This is a genomic window from Streptomyces sp. NPDC050617 (genome assembly GCF_040654795.1).
GTDB lineage: Bacteria > Actinomycetota > Actinomycetes > Streptomycetales > Streptomycetaceae > Streptomyces.
Genome location: NZ_JBFAIS010000038.1, coordinates 1 through 20,084, shown reverse-complemented (window position 1 = coordinate 20,084; position 20,084 = coordinate 1). Strand labels below are relative to the sequence as shown.

15 protein-coding genes, 1 tRNA gene and 1 riboswitch are annotated in these 20,084 nt (G+C 70.2%); of the genes, 10 read left to right on the top strand and 6 right to left on the bottom strand.

Annotation, left to right across the window (positions count from 1 at the left end):
* Nucleotides 1–160: 160 nt before the first annotated feature.
* Nucleotides 161–305, top strand: a riboswitch (cyclic di-AMP (ydaO/yuaA leader).
* A 2-nt stretch (nt 306–307) separates the two neighbouring features.
* The 5 genes from AB0I49_RS34190 (at nt 308) to AB0I49_RS34170 (ending at nt 5,015) form a co-directional block, all read left to right on the top strand.
* Nucleotides 308–1,024 carry a transglycosylase family protein gene (locus AB0I49_RS34190; protein ID WP_363231090.1) on the top strand — a complete coding sequence of 239 codons (717 nt, stop codon included), beginning with the start codon at nt 308–310 and terminating at the stop codon, nt 1,022–1,024.
* Nucleotides 1,025–1,337: 313 nt separating this feature from the next.
* Nucleotides 1,338–2,618 carry a phosphopyruvate hydratase gene (gene eno, locus AB0I49_RS34185; protein ID WP_363231129.1) on the top strand — a complete coding sequence of 427 codons (1,281 nt, stop codon included), beginning with the start codon at nt 1,338–1,340 and terminating at the stop codon, nt 2,616–2,618.
* A 158-nt stretch (nt 2,619–2,776) separates the two neighbouring features.
* Nucleotides 2,777–3,232: a septum formation initiator family protein gene (locus AB0I49_RS34180; protein ID WP_363231089.1), complete on the top strand. Its 456-nt coding sequence runs from the start codon at nt 2,777–2,779 to the stop codon at nt 3,230–3,232.
* Between the two features lie 287 nt (nt 3,233–3,519).
* Entirely contained in the window at nt 3,520–4,086 is a 567-nt protein-coding gene (locus AB0I49_RS34175) for a DUF501 domain-containing protein (protein WP_363231088.1), read from the top strand.
* Nucleotides 4,083–5,015 (top strand): Ppx/GppA phosphatase family protein, encoded by a 933-nt coding sequence (locus tag AB0I49_RS34170; protein ID WP_363231087.1) that lies wholly within the window; start codon nt 4,083–4,085, stop codon nt 5,013–5,015. Before AB0I49_RS34175 ends, AB0I49_RS34170 begins: the two co-directional genes overlap by 4 nt.
* Nucleotides 5,016–5,066: 51 nt before the next feature.
* Here the strand turns inward: AB0I49_RS34170 and AB0I49_RS34165 are convergent, their stop codons facing one another.
* Nucleotides 5,067–5,336 (bottom strand): type II toxin-antitoxin system RelE/ParE family toxin, encoded by a 270-nt coding sequence (locus tag AB0I49_RS34165; protein ID WP_363231086.1) that lies wholly within the window; start codon nt 5,334–5,336, stop codon nt 5,067–5,069.
* Entirely contained in the window at nt 5,333–5,605 is a 273-nt protein-coding gene (locus tag AB0I49_RS34160; protein WP_363231085.1) for a type II toxin-antitoxin system Phd/YefM family antitoxin, read from the bottom strand. The genes AB0I49_RS34165 and AB0I49_RS34160 overlap by 4 nt, the downstream gene beginning before the upstream one ends.
* 507 nt (nt 5,606–6,112) lie before the next feature.
* On the opposite strand from AB0I49_RS34160, the gene AB0I49_RS34155 reads away from it, so the two are divergent.
* On the top strand, nt 6,113–7,543 hold the full coding sequence (locus AB0I49_RS34155) for an NAD(P)/FAD-dependent oxidoreductase (protein WP_363231084.1): 1,431 nt from the start codon (nt 6,113–6,115) through the stop codon (nt 7,541–7,543).
* A 237-nt stretch (nt 7,544–7,780) separates the two neighbouring features.
* A complete protein-coding gene (locus AB0I49_RS34150; protein WP_363231083.1) occupies nt 7,781–9,100 on the top strand; it encodes a cyclopropane-fatty-acyl-phospholipid synthase family protein in 1,320 nt (439 codons plus the stop codon).
* Between the two features lie 90 nt (nt 9,101–9,190).
* On the opposite strand, the gene AB0I49_RS34145 is transcribed toward AB0I49_RS34150, so the two are convergent.
* A complete protein-coding gene (locus tag AB0I49_RS34145) occupies nt 9,191–11,740 on the bottom strand; it encodes an FtsX-like permease family protein (RefSeq protein ID WP_363231082.1) in 2,550 nt (849 codons plus the stop codon).
* A 275-nt stretch (nt 11,741–12,015) separates the two neighbouring features.
* Nucleotides 12,016–12,798 carry an ABC transporter ATP-binding protein gene (locus AB0I49_RS34140; protein ID WP_363231081.1) on the bottom strand — a complete coding sequence of 261 codons (783 nt, stop codon included), beginning with the start codon at nt 12,796–12,798 and terminating at the stop codon, nt 12,016–12,018.
* A 423-nt stretch (nt 12,799–13,221) separates the two neighbouring features.
* On the opposite strand from AB0I49_RS34140, the gene AB0I49_RS34135 reads away from it, so the two are divergent.
* A tRNA-Leu gene (locus AB0I49_RS34135) sits at nt 13,222–13,303 on the top strand.
* A gap of 198 nt (nt 13,304–13,501) precedes the next feature.
* Here the strand turns inward: AB0I49_RS34135 and AB0I49_RS34130 are convergent.
* Entirely contained in the window at nt 13,502–14,596 is a 1,095-nt protein-coding gene (locus AB0I49_RS34130) for a polyprenyl synthetase family protein (protein WP_363231080.1), read from the bottom strand.
* A 462-nt stretch (nt 14,597–15,058) separates the two neighbouring features.
* On the opposite strand from AB0I49_RS34130, the gene AB0I49_RS34125 reads away from it, so the two are divergent.
* The gene (locus tag AB0I49_RS34125; protein ID WP_363231079.1) at nt 15,059–16,255 is read left to right on the top strand and encodes a hypothetical protein; all 1,197 of its coding nucleotides are present in this window, start codon (nt 15,059–15,061) and stop codon (nt 16,253–16,255) included.
* On the opposite strand, the gene AB0I49_RS34120 is transcribed toward AB0I49_RS34125, so the two are convergent.
* Nucleotides 16,169–17,419 carry a hypothetical protein gene (locus AB0I49_RS34120; RefSeq protein ID WP_363231078.1) on the bottom strand — a complete coding sequence of 417 codons (1,251 nt, stop codon included), beginning with the start codon at nt 17,417–17,419 and terminating at the stop codon, nt 16,169–16,171. The two genes, AB0I49_RS34125 and AB0I49_RS34120, sit on opposite strands and share 87 nt — an antisense overlap.
* Nucleotides 17,420–18,007: 588 nt before the next feature.
* On the opposite strand from AB0I49_RS34120, the gene AB0I49_RS34115 reads away from it, so the two are divergent.
* Nucleotides 18,008–19,924, top strand: a complete 1,917-nt coding sequence (locus AB0I49_RS34115; protein ID WP_363231077.1) for a hypothetical protein — start codon at nt 18,008–18,010, stop codon at nt 19,922–19,924.
* Nucleotides 19,925–20,084: the final 160 nt, after the last annotated feature.

Genomic DNA, 20,084 nt, shown 5'->3' with positions numbered 1-20,084 from the left:
AGTAGAGGCAACTGCCGTCAGGGAGGGGGGTTTGAACCCTCCTGGGCAGTGTGTTTAACGTCGTCACCGCTCGCCACCGTGAGCACCACGATCGCCACGCCGAATCCTGCCGGCGGTCGCTGGATTCGTCGCGAAAGCGCCGTAGGCAGGAGCGGGGGAACCAGGTAGGCCGCCGGAACGGCCCGTCGACACCGACGGGGACCGGGACGGCTAGGGGTGAAGCCCCGTGTGCTCCGGCACACGAGGCCGGGCAGCTCACAGCCCGAACCCGACAGCTCACCTCGTAGGCGTCGGTGAGGAAACCAACATGCTTATCTCCAAGGGCAAGCACCGCCGTCCGTCCAAGGCCGTCCGTGTCGCCACGCTCGCCGGCGTCGCCGGTGCCGCTGTCGCCGTCCCGCTGATGGGCGCCACCTCGGCCTCCGCCGCCTCCGTCTCCACCTGGGACAAGGTCGCGCAGTGCGAGTCCGGTGGTAACTGGTCGATCAACACCGGCAACGGCTACTACGGCGGCCTGCAGTTCAACCAGTCCAGCTGGGCCGCCGCGGGTGGCACCCAGTACGCCCCGCGCGCCGACCAGGCCACCAAGGGCCAGCAGATCGCCACCGCCGAGAAGCTGCTCGCCATGCAGGGCCCGGGCGCCTGGTCCTGCGCCGGCGCCGGCAACCTGACCTCCGGCGGCCCCGCCGCCGGCGTCGACACCGGCTCCAGCAGCCGCGGCACGCAGCACGCGGACCGCAGCCAGCGCCAGGCCGCGCCGAAGCAGCAGGCCCCCAAGCACTACGCGCCGAAGCAGCAGGCTCCGAAGCAGCAGGCCCCCAAGCAGGCCGCGCCGAAGCCCGTCGCGCCGAAGTCCATCCAGAAGGGCGACGGCGAGTACAAGGTCAAGTCCGGCGACACCCTCGGCAAGATCGCCAAGGAGCACGGCGTCAAGGGCGGCTGGCAGAAGCTGTACAACCTGAACAAGGGCATCGTCTCCGACGCCAACCTGATCTACCCGGGTCAGCAGCTCCACCTGAGCTGATCCGTTCCCTGGGGGCGGCTTCACCGCCGCCCCCGTCTCTCCGCTCATGAGAGACCGCCCCGCTCCGGCGCGCCATCCCCCCCCCCGATCGCGCCGTAGCGGGGCACTCGCATATCCGGGGCCCGTCGCCGGTCCTTCGGACCTGTCCGGTTCCCGCCCCATTCCCCCTTCGGCGAACAACGCCGTCATTCATCCTCTGATCTGGCTCTTCGGCCCATTTTTCCGCTCACGGTCCGGGCTGCGCGCGGGCGGACGTCCCCCGGCCCGTTAGGCTCGGGGTGCAGAAACCAGTCACCCCATGAAGGAGACACTCGTGCCGTCCATCGACGTCGTCGTAGCTCGCGAGATCCTCGACTCGCGAGGCAACCCCACGGTCGAGGTCGAGGTCGGCCTCGACGACGGCTCCACGGGCCGTGCCGCCGTGCCGTCCGGCGCCTCCACCGGTGCCTTCGAGGCGCTGGAGCTGCGTGACGGCGACCGCAACCGCTACCAGGGCAAGGGCGTCGAGAAGGCCGTCCTCGCCGTCATCGAGCAGATCGGCCCGGAGCTCGTCGGCTACGACGCCACCGAGCAGCGCCTGATCGACCAGGCGATGTTCGACCTGGACGCCACCGCGGACAAGTCCTCGCTCGGCGCCAACGCCATCCTCGGCGTCTCCCTCGCCGTCGCGCACGCCGCCTCCGAGGCGTCCGACCTGCCGCTCTTCCGCTACCTCGGCGGCCCGAACGCGCACCTGCTGCCGGTGCCGATGATGAACATCCTCAACGGCGGCTCGCACGCCGACTCCAACGTGGACATCCAGGAGTTCATGATCGCGCCGATCGGCGCGGAGTCCTTCTCCGAGGCGCTGCGCTGGGGCGCCGAGGTCTACCACACGCTCAAGAGCGTGCTGAAGGAGCGCGGCCTGTCCACCGGCCTCGGCGACGAGGGCGGCTTCGCCCCGAACCTGGGCTCGAACCGCGAGGCGCTCGACCTCATCATCGAGGCCATCAAGCAGGCCGGTTACGCGCCCGGCCAGGACATCGCGCTGGCGCTCGACGTCGCCGCCTCCGAGTTCTACAAGGACGGCGTCTACGCCTTCGAGGGCCAGGAGCGCTCCGCCGCGCAGATGACGGAGTACTACGAGGAGCTCGTCGCCTCCTACCCGCTGGTCTCCATCGAGGACCCGCTGTACGAGGACGACTGGGCGGGCTGGAAGGTCCTCACCGACAAGCTGGGCGAGAAGGTCCAGATCGTCGGCGACGACCTGTTCGTCACCAACCCGGAGCGGCTCGGCCGCGGCATCGAGGAGGGCGCCGCCAACGCCCTGCTGGTCAAGGTCAACCAGATCGGCTCGCTGACCGAGACCCTCGACGCCGTCGAGCTGGCCCAGCGCAACGGCTTCAAGTGCATGATGTCCCACCGCTCCGGCGAGACCGAGGACGTCACCATCGCCGACCTGGCCGTCGCCACCAACTGCGGCCAGATCAAGACCGGCGCCCCGGCCCGCTCCGAGCGCGTCGCCAAGTACAACCAGCTGCTGCGCATCGAGGAGATCCTCGACGACGCGGCGGTCTACGCCGGCCGCTCCGCGTTCCCGCGCTTCAAGGGCTGACACCACCGCCCGCGAGCTCGCGGAACACGGCCGTACGCGGCTGAGCGCGTAAGCGAAGCGTCCCCGGCACCGGTCCCGTACCGTTGCCGGGGACGTGTACGTACGCGGGTCGCACGGGTGACGAGGGCGACGCAACAGGCGAGACAGGGGAGGCGGCTGTGCCGGCGGATCGGTTCTCCACGGCGACCAGGCTCAAGGCGCTCGGCGAGCAGGCCGCCGCCCGCGTCTACCGGACCCGGCCCGTGCGCCGCAACCGCCTCACCGGCCGGGCGGCGCTCCTCGCGCTCGTCGTCTGCTCGCTGGTCGTCGCCCTGGCCTACCCGATGCGGCAGTTCATCACCCAGCGCTCGGACATCGGCGACCAGCTGCGGCAGTCGCAGAAGGCGCGCGAGGAGGTCAAGCGGCTGCGCGAGGAGAAGGCGCGGCTGAAGGACCCGGCGTACATCGAGCAGCAGGCGCGCGAGCACCTGCACTACGTACGGCCGGGGGAGACCGGCTACAGCGTGGTGGACGGCGGCGGCGACGCCAAGCGGCCGAAGGACCAGGGAGGCGCGGGCCGCTCCTGGTCCGACAACCTCTGGGACGGGGTGGACAAGGCCGACGGGCGGCGCTGACGGGGCCCCTCCGGGCCGGGCGCCTGCCTCCGTGCGGGGCTGCCGGGGCCGCCCGGCGCCCCGGCGCGCAAGACCGGCCCGTACGGCACCGCCTCTGCGCGACACCGGCCCGTACGACCCCGCCCCCCGTACGACAGACACCGCCCCCGTACGACAGACACCCCCCGTACGACCCCGGCCCCGCGCGACACCCGCCCGTACGGCCGCGATGCCGGTCCGTACGGCCCCGGCGCGTACGATCCGGGCCACCGACCGAAGACACGAGAAGACCGAGCACGAGCGAGCCCATGGACACCCCTCCTCCCCAGACCGAGCCCACGACGCCGACGGACGCGGACATCGCCGCGTTCAAGGAGCAGCTGGGCCGCCCCCCGCGCGGCCTGCGCTCCATCGCGCACCGCTGCCCCTGCGGCAACCCCGACGTGGTCGAGACCGCGCCGCGCCTGGAGGACGGCACGCCGTTCCCGACGCTCTATTACCTGACCTGCCCCCGCGCGGCCTCCGCGATCGGGACGCTGGAGGCGGACGGCGTGATGAAGACGATGACGGCCCGGCTGGCGACCGACCCGGAGCTGGCCGCCGCGTACCGCGCCGCGCACGAGGACTACATCGCCCGCCGCGACGCCATCGAGGTGCTCGAAGGGTTCCCGAGCGCGGGCGGCATGCCGGACCGCGTGAAGTGCCTGCACGTCCTCGTCGGCCATTCGCTGGCGGCGGGGCCGGGCGTCAATCCGCTCGGCGACGAGGCCATCGCGATGCTGCCGGAGTGGTGGCGCAAGGGCCCGTGCGTCGCGCCGTGCCAGGCGGCGGACGCCCAGGAGCAGGGCGTACAGGCCGAAGGGGGCGCCGAATGAAGCGCGTCGCCGCCGTCGACTGCGGTACGAACTCCATCCGGCTGCTGGTCGCGGACGTCGACGCGGCCACCGGCGAGCTGGTCGACCTCGACCGCCGGATGACGATCGTCCGCCTCGGCCAGGGCGTGGACCGTACGGGCAGGCTCGCGCCCGAGGCGCTGGAGCGGACGTTCGCCGCGTGCCGCGAGTACGCCGCGGTGATCAAGGAGCACGGCGCGGAGCGGGTCCGCTTCGTGGCCACCTCCGCCTCGCGGGACGCCGAGAACCGCGACGAGTTCGTCCAGGGCGTCCTGGACATCCTGGGCGTCGAGCCCGAGGTGATCTCCGGCGACCAGGAGGCCGAGTTCTCCTTCACCGGGGCGACGAAGGAGCTGGCCGGGGACGGCGGCGAGTACCTGGTCGTCGACATCGGCGGCGGCTCGACGGAGTTCGTGGTCGGCGGCGAGCGGGTGCGCGCCGCCCGTTCCGTGGACATCGGCTGCGTGCGGATGTCGGAGCGGCACGTGCGCCACGACCCGCCCAGCGCCGAGGAGATCAGCGCGATACGGGCCGACGTCGACGCCGCGCTCGACCTCGCGGAGGAGACCGTTCCGCTGCGTGAGCCGCGCACCCTCGTGGGCCTCGCGGGGTCCGTGACGACGGTCGCCGCCATCGAACTCGGCCTGGAGCGCTACGACTCGGCCGCCATCCACCGTTCGCGGATCTCCTACGAGCGGGTCAAGGAGGTCACCGGCGCCCTGCTGGCGGCCACCCACGACGAGCGGGCCGCGATCCCCTCGATGCACCCCGGCCGGGTGGACGTCATCGGCGCCGGAGCGCTCGTGCTCCAGTCGGTGATGGAGCGCACCGGCGCCGCCGAGGTCGTCGTCAGCGAACACGACATCCTGGACGGCATCGCCTTCGCGCTGGCCGCACTCGACGACGAGTAGGCCTTAGATCGAGTAGGCCTTAGATCGAGCAGGCCTCGGATCGAGTAGGCCTCAGATGTTGCGGTACACGTCGCGCCGGTCGCCGACCTTGACGACGAGGATGACGAGTTCGCCGTCCTCGACCTGGTAGGCGACCCGGTAATTGCCGACGCGGAGTTGGTAGAGGCCCGAGGGGCCGGTGAGTTTTTTGACGTCCGCGTCCTCGCGGTAAGGGTCGTCGCCGAGCGCGGTCAGCGCGGCCAGGATACGCATGGCGGCGGGCCGGTCGATGGCTCGGAGCTGTCGCTGGGCCGCCGCGGTGAACCGGAACGCGTACTTCACGCCGCGTCGCCGGCGCGCTCGTCGAACAGGTCCGCCAGGAGCTCGGCCATGCTCACGGTCGGGCCGCCCTGGGCCAGGACCGCTTCGGCCTCGCGCGCCAGCAGCACGTCGGCCGCTTCCTCCAGCGCGTTGAAGTCCGCGATCGGCACCACGGCCGCGACGGGCTCCCCGTTGCGGGTGATCAGCGTAGGCGTGCCCTCCTCGGCCCGGTTGATGTGGTCCGCCAGATGCGCGCGGGCTTCCCGTACGGTCACGGTGTTCTCAGCCATGAGAGCAGTGTACGCGGAAGCGTGTACACGTGCCGAGATGGTGGGCGACGCCCCGGGCCGGGGAGGTGCTCGACAGCATTGCCCGCGCTTCGGCCGAGCGGGTGACGGGGCTGTTCCCGGGCGCCCCGGGGCGGGCCTCCCGCCCGCCCCGCGGGCCCCGTGAACCGCCGTCGCGAGAAAGTTCGTGAACTTCTTCACAAGGAAAAAGGGCCTGTCGGCCTCGGTTCTGGGTCCTATGGCCTAGTTCCACGGGACGGGGGCCCCTGTTGTATGTGTTACGGGCGTTTTCCCAGGGTGTGTGGTCCGTGTGAAAACCGGCAGTGGTCTAGTTGCGGATTGCATCACAAGGCCAGTTCAGTGGGGGTGAACAACGCGTTCGGCGGGGTTGTGGTTCCCTGATGTGGCTATGGCGTCGGTCACGGTGGCGGCGGAGTGTAGCAGACAGGGGGGCGATCCTTGTGAAGGGGCTCACGAACCCCCGTGGGGCGGGTGCTGGATACTCGAATCATGAGCACCACGGAGCGTCCCAGGATCCTCGTTGTAGGCGGTGGGTACGTAGGCCTGTACGCGGCACGCCGCATCCTCAAGAAGATGCGGTACGGCGAGGCGACCGTCACGGTCGTCGACCCGCGCTCGTACATGACGTACCAGCCCTTCCTCCCTGAAGCTGCTGCCGGCAGCATCTCTCCCCGCCATGTGGTGGTGCCGCTGCGGCGTGTGCTCCCCAAGGCGGAGGTCCTCACCGGCCGCGTTACCACGATCGACCAGGACCGCAAGGTCGCCACCGTCGCGCCGCTCGTCGGCGAGGCGTACGAGCTGCCCTTCGACTACCTGGTCATCGCCATGGGCGCCGTCTCCCGCACCTTCCCGATCCCCGGCCTCGCCGAGAACGGCATCGGTATGAAGGGCGTCGAGGAGGCCATCGGCCTGCGCAACCACGTCCTGGAGCAGCTCGACAAGGCCGACTCCACGACCGACGAGGAGATCCGCCGCAAGGCGCTGACCTTCGTCTTCATCGGCGGCGGCTTCGCGGGCGCGGAGACTGTCGGCGAGGTCGAGGACATGGCGCGCGACGCCGCCAAGTACTACCCCAACGTGAAGCGCGAGGACATGCGCTTCCTGCTGGTGGACGTCGCCGACAAGATCCTCCCCGAGGTCGGCCCGAAGCTGGGCACCTGGGGCAAGGAGCACCTGGAGAGCCGCGGCGTCGAGGTCTACCTCAAGACCGGCATGAACTCCTGCGTCGACGGCCACGTGGTGCTCAACAACGACCTTGAGGTCGACGCCAACACGATCGTGTGGACCGCGGGCGTCAAGCCCAACCCGGTCCTCTCGCGCTTCGGCCTGCCGCTGGGCCCGCGCGGCCACGTCGACACCGGCGCCACCCTCCAGGTGCAGGGCACCGACTACATCTGGGCCGCCGGCGACAACGCCCAGGTCCCGGACCTCGTCGGCCGCAAGGCCGGCAACGAGAACGCCTGGTGCCCGCCGAACGCCCAGCACGCGCTGCGCCAGGCCAAGGTCCTCGGCGACAACGTCGTCTCCGGCATGCGGGGCTTCCCGCAGAAGGAGTACAGCCACGCCAACAAGGGTGCGGTCGCGGGTCTCGGCCTGCACAAGGGCGTCGCGATGATCGTCATGGGCAAGACGAAGATCAAGCTCAAGGGCCGGATCGCCTGGTACATGCACCGCGCGTACCACGGCATGGCGATGCCGACGTTCAACCGCAAGATCCGCGTCTTCGCCGACTGGACGCTCGGCATGTTCCTCAAGCGCGAGGTCGTCTCCCTCGGCGCGATGGAGCACCCCCGCGAGGAGTTCTACGAGGCGGCCAAGCCCGCCCCGCAGGCCGCCGCTCCGGCCGGGAAGAGCGACGAGGCCGACAAGGCCGCGAAGGGCGAGAAGGCCGCGAAGGGCGAGAAGGCGAAGGCTTCCTGACCTCGCGGTCGGGCCGGGCTTCGCCCGCCTTCCGGGGCTGAGGAGCCCCCGGCCTTCCGGGCCGAACAACGACCGAAACCGAAGGGCGTCCACCAATCCGTGGGGTGGGCGTCCTTCGGCGTACCGGGTTATTTTGCAGATTCCAGGCCGTTTCCGGGATGGGATGGAAGCTCTCCGGTGTTTACGTGGTCAGTGAACGTACTTTGTCTCTGATGCTCCACCACGGAGGTGTGCGACATGGCCGACGCCGCTGGACGGCTCACCGCGCTCGCGGAGGAGGTGCTGGGAGCCCCGCTCCCGGTCCGCATCCGCGCCTGGGACCACAGCGAGGCCGGCCCGCCAGGCGCCCCCGTGCTCGTCATACGCCACCGCAGAGCCCTGCGACGACTCCTCTACAAGCCGGGCGAGCTCGGCCTCGCCCGCGGCTGGGTGGCCGGTGACATCGACGTGGAGGGCGACCTCTACCAAGCCCTCGACCTGATGGCCGGCCTCATCTGGGAGCGCGGCACCCCGGCCAGACGCCAGCCCGTACTGTCCACCGCCCTCGCCGCCGTGCGCGACCCCCGGATGCGCGCCGCCGGCCGCGAGCTCCTCTCGCTCGCCGGGGCCGGCCTGCCGCCCGCGCCGCCGCGCGAGGAGGCCCCCAAGAGCCACGGACCGCTGCACACCCTGCGCCGCGACAAGCAGGCCATCAGCCACCACTACGACGTCGGCAACGACTTCTACGAGCTGGTGCTGGGTCCCTCCATGGTCTACTCCTGCGCCTACTGGGAGTCCCCGGAGTCCACTCTGGAGCAGGCGCAGTACGACAAGCTCGACCTCGTCTGCCGCAAGCTCGGCCTCGAAGCCGACCAGCGGCTGCTGGACGTGGGGTGCGGCTGGGGCTCGATGGTGCTGCACGCGGCGCGCGAGTACGGCGTGCGCGCCGTGGGGATCACGCTCTCCGAGGAGCAGGCCGCCTACGGGCGCAAGCGCGTCGCCGAGGCCGGGCTGACGGACCGCGTCGAGATCCGGGTGCAGGACTACCGGCAGATCCACGACGGCCCCTACGACGCGATCTCCTCGATCGGCATGGCCGAGCACGTCGGCTCGGCGCTCTACGCGGAGTACGCGGCCGACCTCCATGGGCTCCTCAAGCCGGGCGGGCGGCTGCTGAACCACCAGATCGCCCGCCGTCCGCTGCTCGACGAGGAGAACTACCAGGTCGACGAGTTCATCGACCGGTACGTCTTCCCGGACGGCGAGCTGGCCCCGGTCGGCCGGACCGTCGCCCAGCTGGAGGAGGCCGGGTTCGAGGTGCGCGACGTGGAGGCGCTGCGCGAGCACTACGCGCTGACGCTGCGCCAGTGGGTGGCCAACCTGGAGCGCCACTGGAAGGAAGCGGTCCGGCTGACCACGCCCGGCCGGGCCCGCGTCTGGCGGCTGTACATGGCGGCCTCCGCGCTCTCCTTCGAGCGCAACCGCATCGGCGTCAACCAGGTGCTGGCGGTCCGTACGCCCGAGAGCGGGACGTCCGGGACGCCGCTGCGCATGCGGCAGTGGGGCACGGCCTCCTGACCGAAGACTGCGAAAGGTCCGGCCCCGCGGTGGAGACCGCGGGGCCGGACCTGTTGTGCGCGGCATCCGCGCGCGCTGGAGTGGAACGGACTACTCCGACTTGATCGCCGTCAGCATGTTCAGCCGGGCGGCGCGCCGGGCGGGCCACAGCGCGGCCAGGATGCCGACCAGCGCGGACAGCAGCAGGAAGATCCCCATCCGGCCCCACGGCAGCACCAGCTCGTACGTGGCCAGGCTGGTGCCGATCAGCTCGCCGGCCGCCCAGCCGAAGAACACGCCGAGCGCGAGGCCGAGCACGCCGCCGAAGACCGAGATGACCAGCGACTCCAGCCGCACCATCCGCTTGATGCCCTTGCGGTCCAGGCCGATGGCGCGCAGCATCCCGATCTCCTGGGAGCGCTCGAAGACCGACATGGCCAGGGTGTTGACGACGCCGAGCACCGCGACGATCACGGCCATGGCGAGCAGCCCGTAGAGCATGTTCAGCATCAGGTTGACCATCGAGGCGATCTCGTTGACGATGTCGCCCTTGTCCTGGATCTGGATGGCCGGGTTGTCGCCGAGCGACGTGCGCAGCGCGTCCTTGGAGCTCTCGCCCGCGCCGTCCTTGGTCTTGACCAGCACCTGCCGGTCGGTGGCGTCCTTCTGGTGCGGATCGAGGGTGGCGGTGTCGACCAGGATGCCGCGCATCAGCTCGTTGCCCTTGTAGACGCCCGAGACCGTCATCCGGCTCTTCTTGCCGTCCTCGAAGGTCGCGACGTAGGAGGAGCCGGCCTTCAGACCGTGCTCCTTGGCGGAGTCCTCGTCCATGACGGTGTTGTGGCCGCCGACGTTCAGGGACCCGGAAGCGAGGTCGAGCTTGGTGAGCTTGTCGAGGTCCTTGCCGTTGACGCCCGTCAGATAGCCGCTGTCGCCGTTGATGTGGGCGCCCGAGCTGCGCATCGGGCTGGACGCGATGACGTTCGGGTCGGCGGCGATGTCCTTGCTGACCTGCGGGGAGAGCGGGAGCTTGCTCGCCATGGAGACGACGTAGTCGGCCTTGAGGGAGTCCGTGGCCATCTTGCCGACGGCCTTCTGGACGCTGCCCGCGATGACGGTCAGACCGGTGATCAGGGTGAGGCCGATCATCAGCGCGGAGGCCGTGGCGGCGGTGCGGCGGGGGTTGCGGACCGCGTTCTGCCGGGCGAGCTTGCCGGAGATCCCGAAGGCGCGCAGTACGGGCCCGGCGGCGGCGATCAGCGGCCGGGACAGCAGCGGGGTCAGCACGAACACCCCGATCAGCAGCAGCCCGGCGCCCAGGCCCAGCACGCCCTTGCCGCTGTCCGCGCCCATGCCCGTGGCGGCCAGTACGGCGGCGATGCCCGCGCCGGAGAACAGCGCGCCGATGGTGTTGCGGACGACCAGGGACCGGGTGGTGGCGACCGCGTGCACGCTGTTCATGGCGGCGATCGGCGGGATCTTCGCGGCGCGGCGGCCCGGCAGCCAGGCGGCGAGCATGGTCACCACGATGCCGACGATCAGCGAGATCACGATCGTGGAGGGCTCGATGACGAGCGGGCCGTCGGGGACGGTGGCGCCGTTGCCGTTCATCAGGGCGCGCAGCGCGGCGCCGATGCCGATGCCCGCGAGGAGACCGGTGACGGCGGCGATCGCGCCGACCACGAACGCCTCGATGAGCACGGAACGGGTCACCTGGCGGCGGCTCGCGCCGACCGCCCGCATCAGCGCCAGCTCCTTGGTGCGCTGCGAGACCAGCATGGTGAAGGTGTTGGCGATGATGAAGATGCCGACGAAGAGCGCGATGCCGGCGAAGACCAGCAGGCCGGTCTGCATGCCGCTCATGCTCGTGGCGATGGCCTTGGCCTGGTCGTCGGCGAGCTTCTGGCCGGTGGTGGACTTGGCGGTGTGGGGGAGGACCTTGTCGATCGCGCTCTTGAGCGTGGCCTGGGAGGTGCCCGGTGCGGCCTTCACGTCGATCTCGCTGAACTCGCCGGGCTTGCTGTAGAGCTTCTGCGCCGTTCGGGTGTCGAAGAGCGCGAGGCTGCCGCCGGCCGTGACGTTGCCGTCGTCGGTGGTGAAGACGCCGACGACCTTCTGCTTCAGGACGGGTCCGTTGACCGACATCCGGACGGTGTCGCCGACCTTGACGCCCGCGCGGTCGGCCGTCTTGGTGTCGAGCACGATCTCGTGGGGGCTGTGCGGCGCGCGGCCGTCCTTGAGCGGGTACCGGATATCGGCGCCGCCCTTGCCGGCGTAGTAGTTGCCGCCGGCGGAGGTGAAGCCGTTGCCGACGAGCTTGCCGTCCTTGCCGGAGACGGCGGCGAAGCCGCTGACGGTGCCGGTGACCGAGTCGACGCCGGGCACCTTGGAGACCTTCGTCAGCAGGCTCTGGCGCAGCTCGTGCCACTCACTGGGCTTGTCGGTGCCCTCGTTGCTGTTGTTGTCGGAGGACCCCGAGGGGGTGATGGCGATGTCGGTGTTGGTGAAGCCCTTTTCCGAGCTCTTCTGGAGAGCGCCGGTGATGGTCGAGGTGAAGACCAGGGTGCCTGAGACGAAGGCGACGCCGAGCATGACGGCGAGCACGGTCATCAGCAGCCTGGCCTTGTGCGCGAGCACATTGCGCAAGGCGGTACGGAACATGGTCAGTCCTGGGGGGAGGCTCCGCGCCCGTGGTCGGCCGGGCACGGGGCCGGGGCGCGGGGGCTGCGGGGAAGTCTGGGCGGGTGGGGGCGGGGTGTGCTGCGGCGGCTGAGCTCGTACGGGCGGGTCGGCGTCGGCGTCGGCTCGTACGGGCGGGCCGGGGCCGGCGTCGGCTCCTACGGGCGGGCTCGGGCCATCGGCTCGTACGGGCCGGGGAGGCGGGGCGTCCGCTCGGCCCGGCCGACTCGGCGCGCCTGCTCAGCGGCTCCGTCGGCTCAGCTGGTGCGCCCCCGGGCGTCGAAGCGCTTCATCCGGTCGAGCACGGCGTCCGCGGTGGGCTCGCGCAGCTCGTCGACGAGCCGCCCGTCGGCGAGGAAGACGACGCGGTCGGCGTAGGCGGCCGCCACCGGGTCGTGGGTGACCATGACGACGGTCTGGCCGAGCTCGCGCACGGAGTTCCGCAGGAAGCCGAGGACCTCGGCGCCGGAGCGGGAGTCGAGGTTTCCGGTGGGCTCGTCGGCGAACATGATCTCGGGGCGGCCGGCGAGGGCGCGGGCGACGGCGACGCGCTGCTGCTGACCGCCGGAGAGCTGGTTGGGCCGGTGCTTGAGCCGCCCGGAGAGGCCGACGGTGTCGACGACCATGTCCAGCCACTTCTTGTCGGGCTTGCGGCCGGCGATGTCCATGGGGAGCGTGATGTTCTCCAGGGCGTTGAGCGTGGGGAGCAGGTTGAACGCCTGGAAGATGAAGCCGATCTTGTCGCGGCGCAGCTGGGTGAGCTTCTTGTCGCTGAGCGCGGTCAGCTCCACGTCGCCGATCCGGGCCGAACCGCCGGAGACCGAGTCGAGCCCGGCCATGCAGTGCATCAGCGTCGACTTGCCGGACCCGGAGGGGCCCATGATCGCGGTGAATTCCGCCTGGTGGAAGTCGAGGGAGACGGCGTCCAGCGCGACCACCTGGGTCTCGCCCTGTCCGTAGACCTTGGTCAGATCCGTGGCGCGGGCGGCCACCGCGGTGGTGCGTACGGCGGTCTGGGCGCCGAAGGGGGAGGTGGTCACGGCGGGGGACTCCTGTCGGAACGAGCTTTTTGGGGACTGACACCATGGTCCGTGCCGAAAGCCGCCCGGGGATCAGACCCTGCTCCCGTTCCCTTGGGAGACCAGGGAGGTACCGCGCAGGAGTCACATCATCCTTTGGTAGGAGCGCGACCCTGACCCCGGAACGACGGCCGCGGCCCGTTCGGGGCGGCGAGATTGCGACAATTCCGCCTCCGGGCCCTGACGGGAGGGTGACCGGTCGGGAACAGCCCGTGGCATGTGCCGTTGGCGTCGGCCGGGTACTGATGCACCCTCAGTTGCCAATAAAATAAGACAACCTCGGGCCAACGTTCCGCTGTTCGGGGGGCCGCTCGGGGCTAGGCTCGTCATGCTCTCCAAGGGGAGGGCCGTGCGCCTCCCTGTACGCACGGACCGAGGGCCCCTGCCCGGATGGTGGAATGCAGACACGGCGAGCTTAAACCTCGCTGGCCCTCGGGCCGTGCCGGTTCAAGTCCGGCTCCGGGCACCTCCACCCCAGACTTCCCCGACCTGCGACGACGGCGGGTCGGAGGCGCCGCGCCCGCCGCCGTGGGGCCGGGCGGGAACGCGCGGTCCGCGATCACGTGCAAGGCGAGCGTACATCCGTGAACCGTACGACAGGGCCTAGCCGCCGGTCGGGTGCGGTGGGGGAGCCTGCGCGAACTCGCCAGGCCCGCACCGCTGTTCACTGGTCCCGCTCGACCAGGAGGCGTGCGATGTCGGTGAGGTACTCGACGGCCTCGGTCGGCAGGTCCGCGTTCCGCAGCGCCTGTACGGCTTTCTCATGACGGACGCGAATCATGTCTTCGACTCGGGCGCGGGCGCCGGTATCGGATATGACGCCCCTTGCGACCTCTGCCTGCGCTTCGGTGAGGGTGGGGCATCCGAGGAGCGGGCGTACTTCGCTGATCTGGGCGGAGGACGCACGTCGCAGGGCGAGGGCTATCAGGGCGGTGGCTTTGCCGTCTCGCAGATCGTCCAGGGCCGGCTTTCCGGTGGCGGCGGGGTCGCCGTACACACCCAGAAGATCGTCACGGAGCTGGAAGGCCTCGCCGGCGGGGAGGGCGAAGGCGCTGAGCGCGGACAGCACCGGCGGCCCGGCGTCGGCGAGGATCGCGCCGATGTGAAGCGGCCGCTCGACGGTGTACTTGGCCGTCTTGTACCGGCTGATCGCCAGGGACCGGTCGACATCGGGCGTGGGGTGTCCCGTGGAGGTGAGGTCGAGGTACTGGCCGTACATCACCTCGGTTCGCATGGCGTCGACCACGGGGAGGACCCTGGCGAGCTCGCCCGCTGTCAGACCCGCGGTATGCAGCAGCTCGTCGGACCAGGCCAGTGCCAGGTCGCCGATGAGCATCGCGGCGTTCGCCCCGAGCTGGTCGGCGGCCTCGGCGGTCCTGCCCGGACGGTAGCGCGCCGAGAGTGCCCGGTGGACCGTGGGGCGGCCGCGACGGCTGCTGGAACAGTCCATGAGGTCGTCATGTATGAGGGCGAACGCGTGGAACATCTCCAGGGAACCGGCCACCCGCAGCACCTGGGGCGGCAGTGGACCGCCGCCCCCCGCGCACCAGCCGACGGCACACAGAATGGGCCGCATCCTTTTGCCGCCCCCGCTCAGGAAGGCGCGCAGCGTTTCCGCGCCCTCGTCCGCAACGGCCCGGCCGCCCCCGGCGCCGACGTGAGTCTTGGCTGCCAGGAAGCCGTCCAACACCGCCTCTACATCGCTGCGGATCTCCGCGAAATCCAGCGGAGGACTGTCGGCCCGCGCGGACATAGCCATGAGAATCCCTCGCCATTCCGGGAGTTGAAAGCCTGCGGAGTGGCCGACTGGCGCCGTCCCGCGTCTCCCAGTACACGCCCGGACGAGAACCCGCGGAAGGCCGGGCCGACTTCGGGTGCGTGCACGCGTTGAACGCTTGCGCGTTTGTGAATTCCGCCCAGTGGGAACCTCCGATCCTGTTCCCACCTGGTCGGGGGCCGGGCGGGGAACTCCGAGTGCGGCGTTCCCGCTTTCGTCGCGGCCGTCTGTCCGTGTACCAGGGATTGCTCAGACATCCGGGTACGGATTGGAGGACAGAGGCAGGTGCAAAGGACGCTCAGATCGCATCGGTGGACGGCGCCGGACGCGGTGCCGGCGGGTGACGTGGTGGTCGCGCGGGCGGTGGTCCATACCGGGCGCGGCCATGTGGAGTGCCGGGGTGCGGAGCTTTTGGCGGGGGAGTTACGGCGTACGGGACTGTCCGTGCGGTTCGCGGACTCTGTGACGCGGTCCGGCTCGGAGTGCGGGGGCGAGGCGGCGGGTTCGGTGGGGCAGTTGCTGTCCTACGTAGGGCGGGACGGGCGTGCGGTGGGGCTGGGTGCGGTGTCGGCGCCGGTGTCGGAGCCGGCGGTGGCCCGGGCTCTCGCGGTGTGGACGAGGGTGATGCGTACGCGCCGGGTGGTCGTGGCCGGGACGGATCCGTGGTGCGGAGGTGCGCGTCGGACCCTGACCGCGGTGGACGCGGCGCTGGCGTCCGGGGCCGGCCCCCTCGCCCTGCTCGGCGGCGCGGTGTTGGAACCGGCTCTGGAACGGGACGGCAGGACCGGTCGGGTCCTGGTGACGGCTATGGACGTGGAGGCCGTACCCGACGGCGCGACGGTGATCATCGGACCGGAAGGAGCGCCGCCCGCGATCCGCGCCGGCTTGGCCTCGCGGGGAGTGAGGCCGGTGGATACGGGGTGTCCGCTGATCGCGGCGGCCCAGGACGAAGTACGCAGGTTCGCCGCGATGGGGGAGACGGTGATCGTGGTGGGGCGGCCCGGCGATGCGGTGGCGGCCGGCCTGGTGCGCCAGGCGCCCGGGGCGGTACGCGTGGTGGAGAGCGAGGAGGGCGCCCGGCGTGTACGGGTGGCGGACGACGCACGGGTGGCGGTGGTGCTTCAGCCGGGGCTGCCGGTGGAAGAGACGGAGCGGGTCGCGGAGGCGGTGCGGGCCCGGTTCGGCCATGTGCTGCCGCAGGACCCGGCCACGTACTGCCACGCCGCCGGTGACCGGATCCGTACGTTGCGCGGGCTGGCGGCCGCGTGCCAGGTCGTGCTGGTGGTAGGGCCCGTGCGGGCCGCCCGGCCGGCGGTGGCGGTCCTGGAGCGTGCGGGCACGGGGGCCTACGCGGCGGGGGCGGCCGGTGACGTGCGGCCGCAGTGGCTGTCGGGGGCGGGCGCGGTCGGGGTGACGGCCGTATCCGGCGTATCGCCGGCTGCGGTGTCCGGGGTGCTGGAGGCGCTCTCGGGGCTGGGGCCGTGTGCGGTGACGCGTCAGGAGACGTTCACCACGGCGATGCCCGCGGCCGCCGGGGAAGTGCCTGACGCTCCTTCAGGCGCCGGCGGATTCGGTGTGCCGCGCCTGGTCGAGACGCTCGATCACCGTCCGCACCGCGGCCGATCGCTGGTGGGTGCGTAGCCGGGAACGCAGGGACGCCAGCACCTGATCGGCGCGCGTGGACTGCAGACCTGTCGCGTCGTCGAGGAAGGCGTGGCACCGGGCGGCGGCTTCCTCAATGCTGCCCTGGTCGAAGTGGAGGTGGGCCAGGCGGGCGGTGGTCAAGGCGCGTGCCCGCCGTTCCCCCGCGGGCCGGTGCCGCAGTGAGAGGTTCAGGGCGCGGATCGCACCGGCACGGTCCCCCGTACACAGCAGCACCTCGGCTTCCTGGTGGGCGAGTGCCGCCGGATGGTAGACGCCGATGGTGCCCTGATCGTCTTCCCCCTGGTCCAGGAGGCGTTCGGCCTGGGCGAGATGGCTGAAGGAGGCTCGCCGGTCGCCCCGCCCGGCCTCCGCCACCGCCAATTGCGCGGTGAGCAGCCCCGCCTGCCCGCCGGGCACCCGGTGGTGGTGGCGGCCGGCGGCCTCGGCCAGGTCCAGGGCTTGGGCGCGGTGGCCGAGGTGGTAGGCCTGGATGCTCATGGCGCGCAGCGCGGTGCTGTACCCGACCAGGTCGCTCGCCGCCGCCGCGAACTCGGCGGCGCTGCGGTAGTAGACCTGGGCGACGCCGTTGAGATGCTCGTCGAAGCACATGTAGCCGGCCAGGTAGGCGAGTTGGGATGCCGTCCGGAGGAGACGGCGTCTGGTACTGGCACTCGCGGGGGCACGCAGCCGGCCGGCGACGTCGGTGGCCAGGTAGGCGGTCAGCGCGGTGCGGGCGCGGCCGCCGCCGAACATCGCGTCGCTGTCCGCGAAGACTTTGACCATCAGTTCCGCCGACTGCCCGTGCACGGGCCCCACCTTGGCGGCGGCGGACGCAGAAGTGGGTGCAGGGCTGCCGGCGGAGAGGGGCGAGGGCAGGCCGGGGAGCGTTGTGCCGGTGCTGTAGGCCATGGGCCGCGGCACCGCCCGTCGGCCGCGGCCGGTTCCGGCGAGCTCGACCAGGCGCGCCACCGGATCCTCCGCTTGTCGAGGCGCGGCGTTCGCGGGGGTCGGGTGATCGGGGCGGGCCAGATTCGTGTCGGCGAGCGTAATGGGGCGGTGGAGCCTGCGGGAGAGAGCTTCGGCGACCAGTTCGGCGATATGAGCGGAGGGGCGGGTACCGGCGAGCCAGTGAGCGACCGACGTACGGTCGTAACGCAGCATCAGGCCGTTCTCGCCGCCGCACGCATTGACCGCGGCAGCCAGTTCCCGCCCCGTCCACCGAGCTTCGTCGAGCAGGGCCCGCAAGGGGAGATTCGGCGCCCGGCCGCTTACCATCCGGCCCCACCACCTAGGTCGCTTCGCTTCCGATGGCTCTTGAGCGGTGTCGCGAAGCCGGCTGACGATCGTTCTCACGGTCAGGGTGCCGTTCCACGGAACAGCCGCCCCACCGGCAACAACGGCTCGGTCTGCCGCCGCCGTGCGTCGGTCGGTTCAAGACGCCGCACCATACAAGGCACCTGCCCAGCCCCAGAACTGATCCACCCACTCGGCGAGAGTCATCAGAGGCTTTCAACACGGGGCAACTTGCAACACATTCTGGTCGGGGCTGGTCTGGCCCGGCACAGCAGAGTGCGTTCAGATGGAAGTCTGTTCCGCTTGGCGCATCGCTCCGGGGGCGTCAGCTCGCTGCGACAGTGCTGCATCTGTCCCCTGTCGAGATTGTCCGGCTGATTCGCCGGATAGCCGTCCAACGGCCTGCATGCGCTGCACGGGAAAATTCCGCGGAAACGTCTGAAGGAGTTGCGCCATATGGACGCGTTCGCCAATGTGTGGAGTGCCGAATCCTGTGGCCTCATCGATGCCGGCAGCACACGTTTTACTCAGTTGGCCGATATTCGGATGAACCCGGAGGGGAAGGAGGCGGTCCGGGCCCAGGGCGAGGGGGCGCCGAACTCGGATAGCGATGCGACCACGTACATGATTGCGGAGCCGTCGTACACTCCGCACGTGTCCGGGAAAGTGCGGCGGCATCACCAGGGCGACGATATGGGCTGGAAGGTGATCCGGGCCGCGCATTCAGGCGAGCTGCGGGAGTCGATAGAATCAAGCCCTGTCGCTGAAACGGTGATGAATGTGGTCTCCTTGGTGAGGCGCGAGCTATGGGGAGCGGAAGGAGCGCAGTCCAAGGCGATGGATTTACTCTCCGAAATTAATCCGAAAAAAGGAGGGGAGGTTCGCAGGCTGCTGGACGAGTACGTGGCGCGAAACGCCGCGTCGGCCGAAGCGGCGATACCGATGATTTTGCGTGACTTCTTTGCCAGTATCTATCGTTGGCAGATCCCGCGAGTCCGTGACGGCCGGATGCTCGATCTCTGCGGAGCGACGCGCAACCTCACTATGGCTGTCGACTACCCCGGCGCCCCTGATGATTCAGCCGGGGGCGGTTATGATTCATACGTCGCAGCAGCAAGTGAAGGTCTCGCGTGCCTGGGCGGGAAAGCCGCGACACAGGCCCTGAAGGATTCGGCGGTGACCGACGCGGTCATCCTGATGAAGAATTCCATGACGGAGTCCTGTCTGGATTCTTCAGGCGGGGAAGAAGATTGCCTGCCTGCTCCCGAGATCGTCACGCCCGACGAATACCTGGTGGCCCGTTGGTGGGACGGGGACATGGTCGGCTTCTACCGCCTGGCCATGGGGACAGCCGAGTACAGGCACCTCTCGGATGAACTCGGATGTTTTCAAGCGATCCAGACCTGTGGCCGGATGAAGCGCGCCGTCGAGAATCTCATTCGGTACAATGACATCATCGATGTCATCTCCGACTATACAAGCCGAGAGGCGTTCAACGAACTTCATGTGGCACTGTCCGCAAAGGGGAGCGGCAGCGTAATCGGCTACGCCAACGCGTTGGCCGCCGTGACGGACCGCGTTATCGATTGCGGCTGTCAAGAGGACGGTCACCAAGAAGCGGCAGAAATGGCCATGGGGGCCTGCCTGTGGTATCTGATGGTTCCTCGATATCGTGGAAGGGCTCAGATCGACTGCCTTTCACGTACGCCGCGAGACGACGTGCGGGCCAGTTTCGACTGGCTTCCTCGCGGCGAGAGGCTGACCGATGTTTCCTCCACCGCTCTGGCGGCCGGAAATACGCTGCACTCGCCCGAATGGGAGCCGCTGTGGTTCAAGGAGCCCCAGGGCGCCGGTGACAGGGGCGCCGATTCGCGGGCCGCTGTCGAGGACCTCGCAAGGCGAACGGCCCGGAGGATACGACTTCCCCGTGAAGCGGAGATCGATCCCGTGATCGAGACCCTTCGAGCCGACGCGAAGGAGGTCCTCGAAGGGTGCGAGAGCCTCACCGATACGGAAAGTTTGTGCGCCTTGTCGGAAAAATGGTGCAAACTGTTCGATACTGGAGTTCTCGATCTGGACGGGAAGCCGGTCCATTCTCGCGAATCCCAGAAAGAGTTGCGGAGCCTCATTCCTCGAATATGGAGTCACGTCGTCGTCGGCTCTGAAGGAATGGCGACGAGCGATACGGACGAGGGCCTGTTCATCGACGTCGACCGGGCAGTCGCCCGTACCTACCTGGAATCTCAAGAGGTCGGCCTGATTCTCCGGCGAGCCTTCTTCGGCGTGACCACAAGCGCCGTGGAACTCAGCGGCCTCAACCCTTACGGCCGCCTGGCGGACGGCGTCGCCAGGTTCTGGGGACGCTACGAATGACGGTGTGCCCGGTGGCCCCCGCGCACGCGGGAGCCGGCATCGGCCAGGCCCGCGAACTGGTGGGTCGTGGGGGCGGCCCCCCCCCCCAGGGGGGGGGGCGGCGCCCCGCCGGGCCCCGGCCGGGGGGCGGGCCCCCGCCCGGGGGGCGGGGGGGCCCCCC